This window comes from Pseudomonas sp. Seg1, from assembly GCF_018326005.1.
In the GTDB taxonomy this organism is placed as follows: Bacteria; Pseudomonadota; Gammaproteobacteria; order Pseudomonadales; family Pseudomonadaceae; genus Aquipseudomonas.
Genome location: NZ_AP021903.1, coordinates 2,386,862 through 2,404,209 on the forward strand (window position 1 = coordinate 2,386,862; position 17,348 = coordinate 2,404,209).

The following is a 17,348-nucleotide window of genomic DNA, read 5'->3' on the forward strand; positions in this document are numbered from 1 at the left end:
CCAATGACATTTCAAGGGTCGGGGCATGAGCGCGATACACAATGATGAACGGGCGCGCGACGTTGGTTTGCTGTTTCTGCGGGTCAGCGGCGGGTTGTTTCTGCTGTGGGTGCACGGTTTGCCCAAGTTGCTCGACTTCACCGCGCAATTGGCGCTGATCGAAGATCCTTTCCACCTCGGCGCCCACCTGACCTTGTGTCTGGCGATCTTCGCCGAAGTCCTCTGTCCATTACTGATCGTCGCCGGGTTACTGGTGAGATTGGCGTGCTTGCCTATTCTGTTTGTGCTGCTGGTGGCGCTGTTGGTTGTGCATCCGCAATGGAGTGTGGCTGAGGGGCAGTTCGGCTGGTTGCTGTTGATCCTGTTTACCACTGTGTTTATCGCCGGGCCGGGACGGCTGGCGATTTCTGTTCGTTTGCCCGGAGTGTTGCGTTATGCCTGAAGTCCTCCATCCACAGTCACCGGGGGCCGATGAGACGGTCACATTGATCATCAAACACCGGGTCAAGGCCGGTTTCGAGTCAGCGTATGAAGCCTGGCTGCGCAATATCGTTCGCGTGGCTGGGCAGCGTGAGGGCCATTTGGGCGTGGACGTGGTGCGTGGCAAGCGCGGCCGTCTCGACTTCTACACCTGTGTGCTGCGCTTCAGCTCCACCGGAGCGATGCAAGGCTGGCTGGAATCGCCGCAGCGTCAGGCTCTGGTCGCCGAAGCTGCGCCGATGCTGGCTGATGGCGATCAGACCGAAGTCGCGCCGATCAATGAATTCTGGTTCTCGCCACTGGCCGATGCCGCTACACCGCCACCGCGCTGGAAGCAGGCCGTGGTCTCGCTGCTGGTGATTCTGCCGCACACCTTACTGGTGCCGCTGATCTGGGGGCCGCTGCTTTCGATGCACCCGATCCTGTCCAACTACATAGTCGCCACGTTCCTGATCACCCTGACTATCGTCCTGTCGGTGGTGTACGTGGTGATGCCGCCGGTCACCCGTTTGTTTACGCCGTGGCTCGAAGCCAGCCAGGCCCATGAACACCTCGATTCCCAAGAGACCTCGCCACGCTGAGCGCGCGGGGTTCGCTTCTTTTCACTTTGCTTGAGGAACTGCGATGAGCGCTGATCTGATTTTGTTCAATGGCCAATTCCATACCGTAGACCGCACCAAGCCACTGGCCAGCGCCGTGGCGATCAAGGACGGCCGCTTCGTGGTCGTCGGCAATGACACCCAAGCCATGTCCTTGCGCGGCCCGGCCACGCAAGTGATCGATATGCACGGTCGCTGCGTGATTCCCGGCCTCAACGACTCGCACTTGCACCTGATCCGTGGCGGTTTGAACTACAACCTCGAACTGCGCTGGGAAGGCGTGCCGTCGCTGGCCGACGCGTTGCGCATGCTCAAGGACCAGGCCGACCGTACACCGACCCCGCAATGGGTGCGCGTGGTCGGCGGCTGGAACGAATTCCAGTTCGCCGAAAAACGCATGCCGACCCTCGAAGAACTCAATCAGGCGGCGCCGGACACCCCGGTGTTCGTCCTGCACCTCTACGACCGTGCACTGCTCAACCGCGCGGCGCTGCGCGTGGCCGGCTACACCCGCGACACGCCGAACCCGCCGGGCGGCGAGATTGTGCGTGACGCCAATGGCAACCCGACCGGCATGCTGGTGGCCAAACCCAACGCGATGATTCTCTATTCGACGCTGGCCAAGGGGCCGAAGCTGCCGCTGGAGTATCAGGTCAACTCGACCCGCCAGTTCATGCGTGAACTCAACCGCCTCGGCCTGACCAGCGCGATCGATGCCGGCGGTGGTTTCCAGAACTATCCGGACGATTATCAGGTGATCGAGCAACTGGCCAAGGACGACCAGTTGACCGTGCGTATCGCCTACAACCTGTTCACCCAGAAACCCAAAGAAGAACTGACCGATTTCCAGAACTGGACCGGCAGCGTCAAGTTGCATCAGGGCGACGACTTCCTGCGGCACAACGGTGCCGGCGAGATGCTGGTGTTCTCGGCGGCGGATTTCGAAGACTTCCTCGAACCGCGTCCGGACCTGCCGCAAACCATGGAGGCTGAGCTGGAACCGGTGGTGCGCCACCTCGTCGAGCAGCGCTGGCCGTTCCGTCTGCACGCCACCTACAACGAATCGATCAGCCGCATGCTCGACGTGTTCGAGAAGGTCAATCGCGACATTCCGTTCAACGGTCTGCCGTGGTTCTTCGACCACGCCGAAACCATCACCCCGCAGAACATCGAACGGGTGAAAGCCTTGGGCGGCGGCATCGCGATTCAGGATCGTATGGCGTTCCAGGGCGAATACTTCGTCGATCGTTACGGTTCGAAAGCTGCCGAAGCGACGCCGCCGATCAAACGCATGCTCGCCGAAGGTGTGCCGGTTGGCGCGGGCACCGATGCGACGCGGGTTTCCAGCTACAACCCGTGGACGTCACTGTACTGGATGGTCAGCGGCCGCACCGTCGGTGGCCTGGCGTTGTACGAAGAAGGTTTGCCGCGCACCACCGCGCTGGAACTGTTCACTCACGGCAGCGCTTGGTTCTCCTCGGAGCAGGGCAAGAAAGGCCAGATCAAGGTCGGGCAACTGGCGGATCTGGCGGCACTGAGCGCGGACTTTTTCCACGTCGAAGAAGAAGCGATCAAGTGGATCGAGTCGGTACTGACCGTGGTGGGCGGCAAGATTGTCTACGCCGCCGGCGACTTCGCAGACCTCGGCCCGGCCAGCGTTCCGGTGCTGCCGGACTGGTCGCCGGTGGTGAAAGTCCCCGGCCACTGGCGGCCTAACTCGCCGTTGCAGGCGCAGGTTCACCAATGCGTCGGCGCCTGCGCCGTGCACTCGCACAGTCATGAAAAAGCGCGATTATCGAACGCACCGGTCAGCGATTTCGCCGGTTTCTGGGGCGCGTTCGGTTGTTCCTGCTTCGCTTTCTGATTTCCCCAAAAGCGCCGGCCACGAGGCACGGCGCTTGACATCACATCCATCCAACCAGGAGTTTCCCCATGAGCGTTCCTTACAAGCGTCTGAACAAAGATGATGCGGTCGTGTTGCTGGTCGACCACCAGACCGGTCTGATTTCGCTGGTACAGGATTTCACCCCGAACGAGTTCAAGAACAACGTGCTGGCACTGGGCGACATTGCCAAATTCTTCAAGCTGCCGACCATCCTCACCACCAGTTTCGACGCAGGCCCGAACGGCCCGATCGTGCCTGAACTGCTGGAACAGTTCCCGGATGCACCGTTTATTCAACGTCCAGGCCAGATCAACGCCTGGGACAACGAAGACTTCGTCAAAGCCATCAAGGCCACCGGTCGCAAGCAACTGATCATCGCCGGTGTGGTGACTGACGTGTGCGTGGCGTTCCCGACCCTGTCGGCCATCGCTGAAGGCTTCGAAGTGTTTGTGGTGACCGACTCGTCCGGCACCTTCAACACCACCGTGCAACAAGCGGCGTGGGCGCGGATGTCGGCGGCCGGTGCGCAACTGTTGAACTGGTTCTCGGTGGCGTGCGAGCTCCAGGGCGACTGGCGCAACGACATGGAAGGCCTGGCGAATCTGCTGTCGAACCGCTTGCCGAACTACCGCAACCTGATCAACAGCTACACCAAGTTCACCGCCAAGTAATTAGATGTGAGTTTGAAAAGCCCCTCACCCTAGCCCTCTCCCAGAGGGAGAGGGAACTGACCGAGGGGCTCTTTAGAAGTACGCCGACGTGCAATACCGAGCCGAACTTCAGTTTTGAACAGCTTAAAGATCGGCTCCCTTTCCCCCTCGCCCCCTGGGGGAGAGGGCTGGGGTGAGGGGGTAAAGCTCTTGATCTTAAGATCTTCGCATCAACGCTTTTGCAGCCAACCGAGAAACCCACCTTTCTTGATCGGTGTCGTTTTCGCCAACAACGCGAGATGACTGTTCTGCTGCCGCACCGCCTGCAATTTATTCAACGCCCGCCCCACCTCCGTGCGTTGCTCCATGCACTGACGGGTCAGCCCCTTGTCGAGACGGTAGATGATGCTCGATGTCAGCGCCGTAAACGTAGCCTGCGACGGCGTATCGGCGAGAATGCTCTGTTCGCCCATGACCTCACTCGGCCCCATTCGCCCGGCTTCGGTCTGCCCGTCGCCGTCCGGCACAGTCGCACTGACCACGCCCGTGGCAATCACAAACAGGCTGTCCGGCACTTCATCCAGATCCAGCACTACCTGGCCCGCCGCGTACTGCTGCGCGACCATCGATTCAGCCAGACGGTCACGTTCTTCATGGCTCAGCGAGCGGAAAATTTTCACCTCATCCAGCAACGCGCGGGCGCGAGTCGAAGGCTCGATCACGCCATCCGGATGCCGCGAAATCCCGGCCGCTTCGAGATGACGGTGGGCGAGGTCGAACAGTTGATTGCGCACTTCGCCTTTCTTGCTCAACTCGGCAATGAAACCGCTGGCCACGTATTCCGACATCTCTTCGCCGGCTTCTTTCAACACGGCTTTGGGCGCCGGGTTGAGCAGCAGACTGCTGCTGCCTTGCAACGTACGGTCGAGGGCGTCGAGTACCCGGCGTGGGCGAATGTGGTTGGGCACCTGAATGCTGATCGACACGCCATGCATGTTGCTCGGGCGGCTGAGGTTGACGATTTTCGCCTTGGCCGCCACCGAGTTTGGCACCACGGCCATGGTCCCGGCGCTGGTCAACAGATGCGTGGCGCGCCAGTCGATGTCGAGCACTTTACCTTCGACGCCGTCGATCACTACGAAGTCGTCCACTTGGTAGGGCTTGGTGGTGTTGAGGACGATCCCGGAAAACACGTCGGCCAGGGTACTTTGCAGCGCCAGACCGACGACGATGGCGACCACACCGGACGTGGCGAGCAGGCCTTTGACCGGCAACTCCAGCACATAACCGGCTGCCGCAACGATGGCCGCCAAAAACACCAGCGCGCCAATCACGTCCTGCAGCAAGCGCCCGCTGTGACCAATGCGGCGCATCAGGATCAGGCCGATGACTTCGGTGAGGACCCTCGCGGCGTACAACCACCAAAGAATGCCCAACGCCGTCGCGCCGAGTTGCGCCACGCGATCATCGGCAAACAGCGGCGCCTGCAACGGGCTGACGCCGGCGTTGATCACCAACGCACTGAACGCCAGAAACAGCACCAGGCGAATGCCGACTCGCGGAGCACGATGCGAAAAAGGCGTGAAGTGCCAGAGCAGACCATCGAGCAAGAGCAGAGCAGCGCTCCAGGACAGCAGGTGAGCAAGAAGGAAGGACATGATGTGCTCCGGATTGGCACGAGCCTTGGTGATGAAGGACTTTTTGTGGTGAGTGGATTTAGCGAAACGTCGCACCGCCCCGACGGGTTGCGAAGCGACCCCGCTCTTATCCAGAAGAAGCAGGGGACTGCTGTGCAGCCCATCGGGGCGGTGCGACGTTTCGCTAAATCCCCTCGCCACAAGATCAATGGAAAAGATCGCCGCCTGCACGTGTCCGATGTGGAAGCCGCTGCAGGCTGCGATCTTTTAACGTCAAGGCTGCAAATGCGTCTTCAGCTCAGCCGCTGCCTGCCGCACGGCCGCTTTCACTTCCGGAATCTGACTCAGCGGGTTGAGCAAACCAAAGTCATGAATCATCCCGTTGTAGCGCACCGAGGTGACCGCCACACCGGCCGCATCCAGGTGCTGCGCATAGCCTTCGCCTTCATCGCGCAGCACGTCGAATTCGGCCGTCTGCACCAGTGTGGCGGGCAGGCCTTTGAGCTGTTCGGCGCTAGCGTTCAGTGGCGAAGCGTGGATCTGCGCACGTTCGGCCGGGTTGGTGGTGTAGCTGTCCCAGAACCACTGCATCATGCCTTTGGTGAGGAAGTGGCCCTCGGCGAATTGCTGGTACGAGCCGTCGTCGAACTGCGCGTTGGTCACCGGCCACATCAGCAGCTGGAAGCGCAGGGCAGGGGTTTTCTGTTCTTTGGCCATCAACGCGACGACGGCCGCCATGTTGCCGCCGACACTGTTGCCGGCTACCGCCAGACGCTTGCCGTCGACGCCGATGTCCTTGCCATGCTCGGCCACCCATTTCGTTGCGGCGTAGGCCTGGTTGATTGCGGTCGGGTACTGCGCTTCCGGCGACGGCGTGTAATCGACGTACACCGCGACGGCGCCGGAGCCCACCACCAAGTCACGAATCAGGCGCTGGTGAGTCGGATAATCACCCAGCACCCAGCCGCCACCGTGGAAGAACATGAACACCGGCAACTCGCCTTTGACCTTGGCCGGGCGCACCACTTTCAGGTTGAGGGTCTGGCCGTCCACCGTGATCACCTTGTCGCTGACTTCCACACCGGACAGATCAACCTTCACCGAAGCCTGCGCACCTGTAAGTACTGCACGGGCATCTTTCGGGCTCAGCTGCTCCAGCGGCTTGCCACCACCGGCGGCGAGGGCTTCGAGAAAAGCCTGGGTGTTGTGTTCGACACCCGGGCTGCCGGCGGCGGCGAACGCGTTGCCGATGGACAGGGCGAGGAGGGAAGCGGCCAGGGTTTTCTTGACGATGTTCATGTGCAATTCCTTTTAATCCGTTTGATTTTTTATGCCTGGGTTGCGGGCTGCTGTGGCGCTGGGCTTCAGGCCTCAGCAACACCGTGAGCACAGATTAATGAGCTGCCGTAAAGTGAAAAAGCGGCTATAAAGCGTTTAACTGTCCACCAGAGAGTGACAATGAACCCGTTCGAAGACATGCGTATTTTTTGCCAGGTCATGGACTCCGGCAGCTTCACCAACGCCGCCGATCAGTTGGGCCTGTCCAAGCAATTCGTCAGCCGTCGCCTGATGCAGCTCGAAGAGCGTCTCGGCGTGCGTTTGCTCAATCGCTCGACCCGGCGCCTCGACGTCACGCCACTGGGCCAGAGCTACTACGAGTCGGCACTGCGCTTGCTCGGTGAAGTCGAACAGGTCGAGCAGGGTATCGCCGGGCAAACTGCCGAGCCGCGCGGGACGATTCGTCTGAGCGCGCCGTTATCGTTTGCCGTGGCGCATCTCGGTTGCCTGTTGCCGATGTTTTTGCAGCGCTATCGCGAGGTCACGGTCGAGGTGGATTTGAGCGATCGGCCGGTGGACCTGCTTGGCGAAGGCTACGACCTGGCGCTGCGTATTGGCGTGCTGGAAGACTCGACGCTGATCGCCCGGCGCATTGCGTCGATTGAGCGGGTTTACTGCGCCAGCCCGGCGTATCTCGCCGAGCGCGGCACACCGCTCAAGCCTGAGGATCTGCTCAGCCATGACTGCTTGCCCTATGGCCACGGGCGCTCGGTGCAATGGCGGTTCAACGCGGGACAGGGCAAGCCGCAGTTGGTGAATGTCACCGGGCGCATGCGCGTGAACAACGGCGAGTTGCTCAGGGATGCGGCGGTGCAGGGGATGGGGATTACCTATTTGCCGACGTTCATTGTCGGTGCGGCGCTGAAGGATGGCCGGCTGGTGCCGGTGCTGGATGATTTGCGCCCGGAGCCGCTGACGTTATCGGCGGTGTATCCGCAGCATCGACAGGCCTCCCGACCCGTGCAGGCGTTGGTCGAATTCCTGCGCGAACGGCTGAACCAGAGCAACGTCGCTCTCTGAGTGGATCTTTCAAACACTGCAAAGCCCTGTGGGAGCGAGCCTGCTCGCGAAAGCGGACGGTCAGTCAAAACATCATTGGCTGACCCACAGCATTCGCGAGCAGGCTCGCTCCCACATTGGGTTCATGGTTGTCTGCGGAATTTGTGCACACTGCATAACCCTGTGGGAGCTGGCTTGCCAGCGATAGCGGTGTGTCAGGCAATACAAGGTTGCCTGATCCGGCCTCATCGCTGGCAAGCCAGCTCCCACAGGTTTTGTGGCGTTTCTGAAAATCAGTTGGTGCGCTTGTCATCGCCGGGCTCGCCGCCGACATGCACGCCGCGATCATCGCCGACTTCACCGGCGCGGTGGACGCCGTGATCATCGCCTGGCTCAGCGTGCGTGCCGCTGCGTCCTGACGAGGACGCGGAGTCGCCCGAGTGTCCGGAGCCTTGGCCGCTGCCGCTGTGACCACCGCCGCCATCACCGTGTCCACTGCCACCGCTGCCACTGCCGCCATGACCGCCACCATTGCCGCCACCGCCACCGCCATGCCCACCACCGTTTCCGCCGCTACCCCCTCCGCCGTGTCCACCGCCGCCACTCCCTCCACTGCCACCTTCCTTGGCCTGAACACTGGAAACGCCTGAAAGATTGTCCGGAATCAACACGGTAGACGCCGACAGTACTGCGCCAATGGCCATTGCGAGCACGAGCTTTTTAATGTGCATATCGTTCTCCGTCTTATTGTCTGGTTGGGAACGTCGATGAGCGTTGTTGCGTCGATCCGACCCGTTCCCGGGGTCAGTGGATACTGGAAGCCAGTTCGAAAATCGGGATGTACATCAGGATCACGATGACCCCGATGAGCAGGCCGATGAAGGTCATCAGCAGCGGTTCGAACAGGCGCACGAACCATTCGATCCAGCGACTGATCTCCTCGTCGTAGAAATCGGCGCTGCGTTCCATCATCTGCCCGAGGTTGCCGGATTGTTCACCGGCCCGCAGCAGGCGCAGGGACACTGGCGTCACCAGCCGATTGAGCTCCAGCGCGGCGGACAATGACTGACCTTCGCGCACGCGCTCGCAGGCCTGATCCAGCCGCGCCCGAGAGGCGACGGTGAGCAGGCCGCGAACCATGCCCATGGCGGTGACCAGCGGAATTCCGCCTTGCAGCAAGATTCCCAGCGAGCGATAGAAGCGCGCCAGTTCATACATGAAAATCCGTTGATGCACGGCCGGCAGTTTCTCCACCAGCCGATCCAGTCCACGGCGAAATGCCGGTTGTTTTTGCAGCACGGCGAGGGCGATGACAATGGCCGCCAGCGCACCGAAGAATTCACCCTGATGCGCATGCAAGAACATGCCGCTGCTCATCAGGATCTGTGACAGCCACGGCAGGTTCGACCCCAAACCTTCGAACACCAGGCTGAAGCGCGGTACAACATAACCCATCAAGAACAGCACCACGCCACCGCCGACCACCAGCAACAGCAGCGGATAGATCGAGGCGCTGACGATCTTCTGCCGCACCTCGTCCATGCGCTGGCGATAACTGACGTAGCGGCCCAGCGCATCACCGACCGCGCCGGTTTTCTCGCTGGACTGTACCAGCGCCACGTACAGCGGCGGGAATACTGCGGACAACTGGCCGAGTGCCTGAGAGAAGGATTTGCCTTCGTAGAGCAGGCGCACCAGCTCAGTCAAGGTTTTGCGGGCGGCGGGGGCGGTTTCTTTTTCGGCGAGGCTTTCCAGCGCATCGATCAACGGCAGGCCGGCATTGAGCAGCGTGGTCAGCTCCTGGCTGAACAACACCAGATTGAACGTTTCGCGTTGGCGCAGGCGCAACGAGCGCCAGTGTTTCTCGGCATGCAGGCTGAGCACGCGCAGACCTTGATCTTCGGCAATACGCCGCGCTTCGCCGTGTCCCGGCGCCTCGATGCTCAGCGCCACCACACCGGTCTTGCCGACCGCCTTCAGATGAAATCGCATGGGCCGCGCTCCGCTTACTGCCAGTTGGTCACTTCGGCGTTTTCACCTTCACCGCCGGGCTGGCCGTCCTTGCCCATCGACAGCAAGTCGTACTCGCTGTTTTCGCCAGGATAGCGGTAGGTGTAATTACGTCCCCACGGATCCTGCGGCAGTTTTTTCTGCAAGTACGGGCCGGTCCATTTCGCTTCGTCACTCGGTGCGGCGACCAAGGCCTGCAAGCCCTGTTCGGTGGACGGGTAGTGACCGACCTCCAGTCGATAGATGTCCAGTGCCTTGCTCAGCCCTTCGATCTGCGCCTTGGCCACTTTCACTTCCGAGCGACCGAGTTGGGCGAAGTATTTCGGCGCGACGATCCCGGCCAACAGGCCGAGTACCACCAGCACCACGAGCAATTCGAGCAGGGTGAAACCGCGTTGGTCACGCGGACGAAATTGCAGCTTCATGATGACCTCCCGTGAGTGGCAGCCGTGTTGCGTGAAGGGCTTATGCAATTGCCATGCTCAGCCCCCACTCAAATACATCAACTTGGCTGAAGCCCTTGTAATACGGGCTTCTCAAGAGTCGGCACAGTGCTTGCGTATGGCTCAAGCGTGATCGGCCATTGGGGCATTTCCCCCAATTTATCGGGGTCGATCCGGGGAGGCCCGACATGAAATTTCTCGCCAGCGGATTGCTCGGTTGTGTGCTGCTCAGCGGTGCCGTGCAAGCCGATGTATTCATCTCCGTGGACGCCAAGGGCAGCTATGTCCTGTCCAACGTCCACCGGCCCGGACGCACGTACGAACGGGTGATCCACGAAGCTGAAATGCCTGTGGGCAGCCTCGATCAGCAACCGCAAATGATCGCCAACCAGCCCTACGCGGAACTGGTGTCGGCGGCGGCCACGGCCAATCAATTGCCCGAAGCGCTGTTGCACGCGGTGATCAACGCCGAGTCGCATTACAACCCCGGCGCGACCTCAGCCAAAGGCGCGGGCGGGCTCATGCAGTTGATGCCCGACACCGCACGCGAGCTGGGTGTAACGGACGTCTACGACCCCAAGGCCAACATTCAGGGCGGGGCCAAATACCTCAAGCGCCTGATGACCCTGTTCGACAACGACATTGCCCTCGCGGTGGCGGCTTACAACGCAGGGCCGGACGCGGTGCTCAGCCGTGGCCGGGTGATTCCGCCGTTCGCTGAAACCCAGCGTTATGTGCCGAATGTATTGCGTCAGTACCGGCGTTTGCAGGGCCTGGCGATGGATGCGCCGTTGTGAGCCCAACCCGGTTTTCCCCACTTTCGGGGCAAACCGATAAGGCCCGAAATGTGGGGGAAACGGGTGGGGAATATCCCCCGGATTCTCAAGTCGTTGCGGTAACTAGCTGAACGTTAATGCATTTTTTTGTGGCACAGGGATTGCTCCGAGGCATTTGTCGAGAAGTGTTCCCAAGAGCACCCACTACGAGGTTACTGATCATGGTTGGCATTCATCACGCTCCGTCTCTGCTCAACTGGCTGCTGATTCTGGCCTCGATGCTCAGCGTCGAGCTGGCCGGCGCGGCCGTACGTTGCGAGCGCAACCTGGTGGCCAACGTCGTCGCCTTCGATCAACCGCTGATGTTCAACCGCCTCGGTGCGCAGAACATCAACGGCATGATGTTCGCCCTGCGCCGCGATGTGGTCGATGAACATGAGCAGTCGCTGGCTTACGGTGGCGCTGCGGTGCCGGGCAAAGTTTCGCTGCGCCCGGACAAGCGTCCACGGCCATTGGTGCTACGCGTGGCCGCCGGGGATTGCCTGACGATCAATCTGCAGAACCTGCTCGACTATCAGGCCAACCCGAACAAGCACTTTGAAAACGAGGGCGAAGAGGAGGGCGCCGAGAACGCCAACGGCGCCGAAGACTTCAAAGTTGATGAGCAAGTGGCTGACCGTCATGTCGGTTTCCAGGTCAACGGCCTGCAAGCGGTGAACAGCATTGATGACATTTCCTCGTTCACCGGGCGTAACGCCAACAGCCTGGTGCCACCGGGCGCGAGCCGTTCCTACACCTTGTTCGCCGAACGCGAAGGCGCGTTTGCCGTCAGCAGCCGTGGCGCGACTTTTGGTGGCGAGGGCGCGGCCGGCAACGTTGCCAACGGCCTGTTCGGCCAGGTCGTCGTCCTGCCCAAGGGCGGTCGCAGCTATCGCAACACCCTCACCGAAGAAGAAATGCGCCTCGCCACCACCGGCCGCACACCGGCCGGCCAACCCATCGTCGACTACCAGGCGCGCTACCCGCAACGCGAACCGTGGTTGCGCGAAGGCAAGGCCGGCACGCCGATCATCAACATGGTGGACGGCAGTGAAATCATTTCCAGTGAAAGCGATGCGATTGTCATGGGTAGCAACGCCGACGGCAGTTTCCCGTCCAGTACCTATCCGTTGGAATCAATGGGCAAACGCAATCCGGCGATCCCCAACCGGTTGGAACCGTTCCGCGATTTCGCTTCGCAGTTCCAGGATGAAACCGCTGCCACCCAAGCGTTCCCCGCGTACTGGGCCGATCCGGTGATGGCCCATGTGCTGGAGCCGACCCGCGACTCGTTCATGATCAACTACGGCTCCGGCGGCATGGGCGCCGAAGTGGTCGCCAACCGCTTGGGCGTGGGGCCGATGCACGATTGCCTGTCGTGCGCCTATGAAGAATTCTTCCTCAGTTCCCACACCGTCGGCGATGTGGCGATGCTGGTGGATGTGCCGGCCAACACCGGGCTTGAGAACATCGCCCCCGGCCAGACCCCGCGCGCTGATCAGATCGGTGTCAAAGCCACCATGGCCCTGTATCCGTCGGAGCCGTCGAACGTCAACCACAGCTACATCGGTGACTTCGTCAAATTCCGCAATACTCACAATGGCCACGAACAGCACATCTTTCACCTGCACGGCCATCAGTGGCTGTTCAATCCCAACGACGACAACTCCGATTACGTCGACGCCCAAGGGATCGGGCCGGGCGCCGGTTATACCTATGAAATCGCCAACGGTGGTTCGGGCAACCGCAACCGCGTGGCCGGTGATGCGATCTATCACTGCCATTTCTATCCGCACTTCGCCCAAGGCATGTGGGCCATGTGGCGGGTCCACGATGTGTTTGAAGAAGGCACCCGCCTCGATGTTTCGCAGCAGGGCGCCGACGGCTATCACCGCGAACCGTTTGCCTTGCGCAGCGGCAAACCGGCTGCCGGAGCACGGGCCTTGCCCGATGGTGAAATCGTCGCCGGTACACCGATTCCGGCCATTGTTCCGCTGCCTGGCAAAGCCATGGCGCCGATGCCCGGCAAAGTGGTGGTGGTGCCGAAAATCGGTGAAACCCTGGTCGCCGGTAATGACGACGATGACGAAGAAGAGGGCGATGATGACGGTGAACACCATGGCGGCAACGCTGCCGGTCAAGCCATCGGCTCGCTGGCGCTGGTCGATCGCAGTGAAGCCAACCGAAATGCCGACGGCAGCCTGAAAAACCCCGGCTATCCGTTCTGGATTGGCGGCATGGAAAGCTCCGTGGGCCAGCGTCCGCCAACGCCGCCACTGGACATGCTCGACGCCGCCACCGCGCAATCGCTCAAGGCCAGCGGCAAAGCGCTGTGGGCCAACCTCGACCCGGCACAGTCCGGCGGTTGGGATGGCGGCTTGCAGCGGCACGCACTCGACGGCGTCGCGGCCGGTGGCGAGGCACACACCGTGACCACTTCGCTGGACTTCTCCAAGGAAGTCACCCGCGCCAAACCGATTTACCTGCCGGAAGAAGGCACCGAAGTCGAACAGGCCGCGATGGCTTTCCACGCGAAAAAAGATCACCCAAGCTATGCCTTGCTGCCCGGCAATCAAGTGGTGGCCAAGGCGTTCCGCACCAACGGTGCCTTGCCGATGGCGGGCGCGCCGTACTACGAGCCGTGCATGGATGATCGGCAAAAACGCCTGACCAGCAACGCCGGCAGCGGCGAGTTCGCCAGCGGTGAGCGCATCGACGGCATGTCCTTTGTTGGCGCCTCGACCTTCACCGCCGACCGCCCACGCATCTACAAAGCCGCCAACATCCAGTTTGATGCGGTGTACAACAAAGTCGGTTATCACTTCCCGCAGGCGCGCATTCTCGCGCTGTGGGAAGACGCCTGGCCGGTGATCACCAAACAGCGTCCGCCAGAGCCGCTGGTGATGCGCATGAATACCTTCGATTGCGTGCAATACCAGCAAACCAACCTGGTGCCGGCCACTTATGAGATGGACGACTATCAGGTGCGCACGCCGACCGATGTGATCGGCCAGCACATCCACTTGCCGAAGTGGGATCTGACCTCGGCGGACGGCTCTTCCAACGGCTGGAACTACGAGGACGGCGTGCTCTCGCCCGGCGCCGTGCAGGAACGCATTCACGCGATCCGTGAGTTCAACCAGTGCGCCGGTACTGATCCGCGTGACGGCACCCAGGCCTGCCCGAAAGCCAAAAACCATCCGTTCTTCGGCCAGTATGGCCGCGCCGATTGGCTCGGTGCGCGCACGGCGATGCAACGTTGGTTCGTCGATCCGGTGGTCAACGCCAAAGGCGTCGATCGCGGCCTCGGCACCATCTTCACCCACGACCACTTAGGCCCATCGACGCACCAGCAGATTGGTCTGTACGCCACCGTGTTGGCCGAACCGGCCGGTTCCACCTGGTTCCACGCCGAAACCGGCGAACCTCTTTATAGCGGTGCGCGCCAGGACGGCGGCCCGACCTCGTGGCAAGCGGTAATCAACACCGGCGACCTCGATGGCGACGGCAAGAACGACAGCTTCCGCGAGTTCTTCCTCGAGTACAGCGACTTCCAGCACGCCTATGAAGCTGGCGTCTATGTGGGGGCCGGTCCTAACGGTGTGCCGAATGCGCAGGCGTTCCCGGCCACCGCCGACAGCTTCCGCTACGCGATCAATCCGCCAGTGCGCAACAACGCCAGCAACCTGCTTGAAGGGGTGCTGGAAGTGCAGGGCGGTCAGGTTCCGGGCTGCCCGAGCCGGCCATGTCCGCAGGCGATTTCGGTGGATGATCCGGGGATGTTCGTCGTCAACTATCGCAACGAACCGCTGGCCCTGCGCGTGTACGACCCGAACAAGGTTGGCCCGGATGGCAAGCGCGGCATGCAGGCCGACGGCCTCGGCGGCGATCTATCGTTCGCCATGCAAAGCCGTACCGACCGGGCAATTCCGGCGATGAACCTGGCGCCGAATCTGCTCACCTCGGCGACCGGCCCCACCGGCGGCACCACGCTGTTCCCGCCGCACATCAACAAGGGCGGCGCCGAACCCGGTGATCCGTTCACGCCGATGCTGCGCACCTATACCGGCGACAACGTGCGGCTGCGGGTGCATGCCGGCGGCCATGAGGAAGAGCACAACGTCACCCTGCACGGCGTGAAATGGCTGCAGAGCGGTTCCGGTTTCGGCAACAGCTCCAACTCTGGCTGGCGCGCGTCGCAGATGATCGGCATCTCCGAGCAGATGGGCTTCATTGCGCCGGTGTCGATGCTCTCCAGCGCCGCCGCGACCACGGGCGACTATCTCTACTCGATGGACGCTTCGATCGAAGGCTACTGGAGCGGTATCTGGGGGGTGATGCGCAACTACACCGCCAAGCGCAGTGATCTGTTCGCCATCCCCAACAACCCAAGCCCGGCGGGCATGCGCAACACCGTGGCGTTCGAGGGCAGTTGCCCACGGATCAGTGCCAATCCCAATGGCATCGGTACCCGGCCAACGGTGCAGCGTAACTATGAAGTGGTCGCGGCGCTGGCCAATGACATTCTCGGCAATGCGCTGGGCCTGACCATCGGCGATCCGGAAGGGCTCGGTCAGCATGTCGGCGGGCCGCTCAATCCGGCGGGCGGCACCCTGGTGCTGAACTCGCGCACGGTGAGCATTCCACAAGTTACCGTGACCGATCCGGAGGATGGCGAAACCATCACCATCGGCGGGCAGAGTGGGCCGTTGCATGATCCGACTGCGATCCTGTACGTGCGTAAATCCGATCTGGATCCGCTCAGTGGCAAGCTCAAACCCGGCATCCCGGTAGAACCACTGGTGCTGCGTGCAGCTGCGGGGGATTGCATCAACATCACCCTGGAAAACCGTCTGCCAAGCGTGATGCCTGACCTGACCCAAACCGCGGTGATGCAAGGCATGGTCAAGCGTGATCGCAACAGCGGTCTGGGCTCGACCACCTTCAGCAACAACCTGATGCGGCCGTCCAGCCACGTAGGCCTGCACGCGCAACTGCTGGCCTACGACATCACCAAATCCGACGGCGCTAACGTCGGCGCCAACCCGATCCAGACCGTGCCACCGCGTGTCGGCAACAGCGGCGCGTACCCGACGCGTACCTATCAGTACTACGCCGGGCATCTGGAGCGCGAAGGCAAACCGGTGACGCAACTGGGCCGCAGCGTCGACAACATCAACGCGACGGCGGTGGAGTTTGGCGGCTTGAACATCACCCCGGCGGACGTGATCAAGCAACCGCAAAAAGGTCTTGGCGGGGCGATGAGCATCCTGCCGATCGGCGCGACCTGGGTTGACGATGCGCGCAAGGTCAACGCTACGGTTACGGCACCTGGGCAAACCAGCTACCGCGACTTCGCGATGGTCTGGCACAAGGCGTTGAACACCCGTTGGGCCAATGGCCGGCCGGTGGAGGGGATTGCCGCTGAGGGCTTCGGCGTGCCGACCGATCCGCAGGACAACTCGAGCATGGCGATCAACTACAAGACCGAGCCGCTGTGGTATCGCTTCGGCCTCGCTCCGGACGCACCGTTCGGGCATGCCGACGGCGCGGGTTACGGCGACATGAGCAATGCGCACATGGCCTACAGCAATGCGTTGGTGGGCGGCGATCCGCAGACGCCGGTGCTCTATGCCAAGCCGGGCCAACCGTTGCGCACGCACATCCTGATGCCGAGCGGCGGCAGTCGCGGCACCACGTTCCAGCTCGACGGGCATGTCTGGTCGGTGAACCCGTTCCAGGCCGAGAAGAGCGACACCGGTGGTTATCCGATGGGCTCGCCGGGCGTCGGCTCGGTGCGCTTCGGTTACAACCCGATGTCGATGTACATCGGCGCCCACGAAAGCATCCTGCCGGCCGCGCACTTCAGCTTCATGATCCCCAGCGCCGGCGGCAGCAATGCGATCCCGGGGGACTACCTGTTCCGTGACTACGCGGCCTACGGCAACACCTCCGGTTTGTGGGGATTGCTGCGCGTGACCAATGAACCGGAACCGGCGCCGCAGGGGCAGTAGAAGCAGGTGCAACGACAACATGCCTGTGGATGCAAATCCTTGTGGGAGCTGGCTTGCCAGCGATGACGGCGGCACAGGCGCCATTGATGTGACGGAAAGGACGCCATCGCTGGCAAGCCAGCTCCCACAGGGTCTGCGGTGGGCAGTGAGGTTGCGGGATGAATGCAAATCCCATGTAGGAGTGAGCCTGCTCGCGATCGGGACAACTCGATCTCGGATGGTGAGGCAGATGACGCCATCGCGAGCAGGCTCACTCCTACAGGGATCGGTGGTGGGCAGTGAGCGTGCGGTAGGAATGCAAAACCTGTGGGAGCTGGCTTGCCAGCGATGACGGCGGCACAGGCGCCATTGATGTGACAGGACGGACGCCATCGCTGGCAAGCCAGCTCCCACCGGGGGGCATGGTAGGCAATGAAGAGGGTGGGATGCATGCAAATCCTATGTAGGAGTGAGCCTGCTCGCGATCGGGACAACTCGG

General features: G+C 61.8%; 12 protein-coding genes. 7 read left to right on the forward strand and 5 right to left on the reverse strand.

All coding sequences use genetic code 11. The features are described 5' to 3' along the window. Positions 1–25 precede the first annotated feature (25 nt). From KI231_RS10590 to ycaC, 4 genes are all read left to right on the forward strand, one after another. Positions 26–442, forward strand: coding sequence for a DoxX family protein (locus KI231_RS10590; protein ID WP_103304928.1), 417 nt, complete (start codon positions 26–28; stop codon positions 440–442). Further along, on the forward strand, positions 435–1,061 hold the full coding sequence (locus KI231_RS10595; RefSeq protein ID WP_213028180.1) for an antibiotic biosynthesis monooxygenase: 627 nt from the start codon (positions 435–437) through the stop codon (positions 1,059–1,061). The genes KI231_RS10590 and KI231_RS10595 overlap by 8 nt, the downstream gene beginning before the upstream one ends. 43 nt (positions 1,062–1,104) lie before the next feature. Beyond that, positions 1,105–2,943, forward strand: coding sequence for an amidohydrolase (locus tag KI231_RS10600; RefSeq protein WP_103304930.1), 1,839 nt, complete (start codon positions 1,105–1,107; stop codon positions 2,941–2,943). A 68-nt stretch (positions 2,944–3,011) separates the two neighbouring features. Next, entirely contained in the window at positions 3,012–3,635 is a 624-nt protein-coding gene (gene ycaC, locus KI231_RS10605) for an isochorismate family cysteine hydrolase YcaC (protein WP_103304931.1), read from the forward strand. Between the two features lie 209 nt (positions 3,636–3,844). Here the strand turns inward: ycaC and KI231_RS10610 are convergent, their stop codons facing one another. Further along, positions 3,845–5,272, reverse strand: coding sequence for a mechanosensitive ion channel family protein (locus tag KI231_RS10610; protein ID WP_213028181.1), 1,428 nt, complete (start codon positions 5,270–5,272; stop codon positions 3,845–3,847). A 252-nt stretch (positions 5,273–5,524) separates the two neighbouring features. Continuing rightward, positions 5,525–6,550 carry an alpha/beta hydrolase gene (locus KI231_RS10615; protein ID WP_213028182.1) on the reverse strand — a complete coding sequence of 342 codons (1,026 nt, stop codon included), beginning with the start codon at positions 6,548–6,550 and terminating at the stop codon, positions 5,525–5,527. 159 nt (positions 6,551–6,709) lie between these two features. Between KI231_RS10615 and KI231_RS10620 the strand changes: the two genes are divergently transcribed. Further along, positions 6,710–7,609, forward strand: coding sequence for a LysR family transcriptional regulator (locus KI231_RS10620; protein ID WP_103304934.1), 900 nt, complete (start codon positions 6,710–6,712; stop codon positions 7,607–7,609). A gap of 272 nt (positions 7,610–7,881) precedes the next feature. Here the strand turns inward: KI231_RS10620 and KI231_RS10625 are convergent, their stop codons facing one another. The 3 genes from KI231_RS10625 to gspG form a co-directional block, all read right to left on the reverse strand. Then, positions 7,882–8,319 (reverse strand): hypothetical protein, encoded by a 438-nt coding sequence (locus KI231_RS10625; RefSeq protein ID WP_213028183.1) that lies wholly within the window; start codon positions 8,317–8,319, stop codon positions 7,882–7,884. Between the two features lie 73 nt (positions 8,320–8,392). Further along, a complete protein-coding gene (locus KI231_RS10630) occupies positions 8,393–9,580 on the reverse strand; it encodes a type II secretion system F family protein (protein ID WP_103305780.1) in 1,188 nt (395 codons plus the stop codon). A 14-nt stretch (positions 9,581–9,594) separates the two neighbouring features. Next, positions 9,595–10,023, reverse strand: coding sequence for a type II secretion system major pseudopilin GspG (gene gspG / locus KI231_RS10635; RefSeq protein WP_103305781.1), 429 nt, complete (start codon positions 10,021–10,023; stop codon positions 9,595–9,597). Between the two features lie 206 nt (positions 10,024–10,229). Between gspG and KI231_RS10640 the strand changes: the two genes are divergently transcribed. Both KI231_RS10640 and mnxG read left to right on the forward strand, forming a co-directional pair. Continuing rightward, positions 10,230–10,838: a lytic transglycosylase domain-containing protein gene (locus KI231_RS10640; RefSeq protein ID WP_213028184.1), complete on the forward strand. Its 609-nt coding sequence runs from the start codon at positions 10,230–10,232 to the stop codon at positions 10,836–10,838. Positions 10,839–11,038: 200 nt separating this feature from the next. Next, the gene (mnxG, locus tag KI231_RS10645) at positions 11,039–16,870 is read left to right on the forward strand and encodes a manganese-oxidizing multicopper oxidase MnxG (RefSeq protein ID WP_213028185.1); all 5,832 of its coding nucleotides are present in this window, start codon (positions 11,039–11,041) and stop codon (positions 16,868–16,870) included. The last annotated feature ends 478 nt before the right edge of the window (positions 16,871–17,348 follow it).

Coding starts and splice junctions, on each gene's coding strand:
- gspG (WP_103305781.1), bottom strand. CDS start 10,023: ATGAAGCTGCAATTTCGTCCGCGTGACCAACGCGGTTTCACCCTGCTC.
- KI231_RS10640 (WP_213028184.1), top strand. CDS start 10,230: ATGAAATTTCTCGCCAGCGGATTGCTCGGTTGTGTGCTGCTCAGCGGT.
- KI231_RS10600 (WP_103304930.1), top strand. CDS start 1,105: ATGAGCGCTGATCTGATTTTGTTCAATGGCCAATTCCATACCGTAGAC.
- KI231_RS10615 (WP_213028182.1), bottom strand. CDS start 6,550: ATGAACATCGTCAAGAAAACCCTGGCCGCTTCCCTCCTCGCCCTGTCC.
- KI231_RS10595 (WP_213028180.1), top strand. CDS start 435: ATGCCTGAAGTCCTCCATCCACAGTCACCGGGGGCCGATGAGACGGTC.
- KI231_RS10620 (WP_103304934.1), top strand. CDS start 6,710: ATGAACCCGTTCGAAGACATGCGTATTTTTTGCCAGGTCATGGACTCC.
- KI231_RS10590 (WP_103304928.1), top strand. CDS start 26: ATGAGCGCGATACACAATGATGAACGGGCGCGCGACGTTGGTTTGCTG.
- KI231_RS10630 (WP_103305780.1), bottom strand. CDS start 9,580: ATGCGATTTCATCTGAAGGCGGTCGGCAAGACCGGTGTGGTGGCGCTG.
- KI231_RS10610 (WP_213028181.1), bottom strand. CDS start 5,272: ATGTCCTTCCTTCTTGCTCACCTGCTGTCCTGGAGCGCTGCTCTGCTC.
- ycaC (WP_103304931.1), top strand. CDS start 3,012: ATGAGCGTTCCTTACAAGCGTCTGAACAAAGATGATGCGGTCGTGTTG.
- KI231_RS10625 (WP_213028183.1), bottom strand. CDS start 8,319: ATGCACATTAAAAAGCTCGTGCTCGCAATGGCCATTGGCGCAGTACTG.
- mnxG (WP_213028185.1), top strand. CDS start 11,039: ATGGTTGGCATTCATCACGCTCCGTCTCTGCTCAACTGGCTGCTGATT.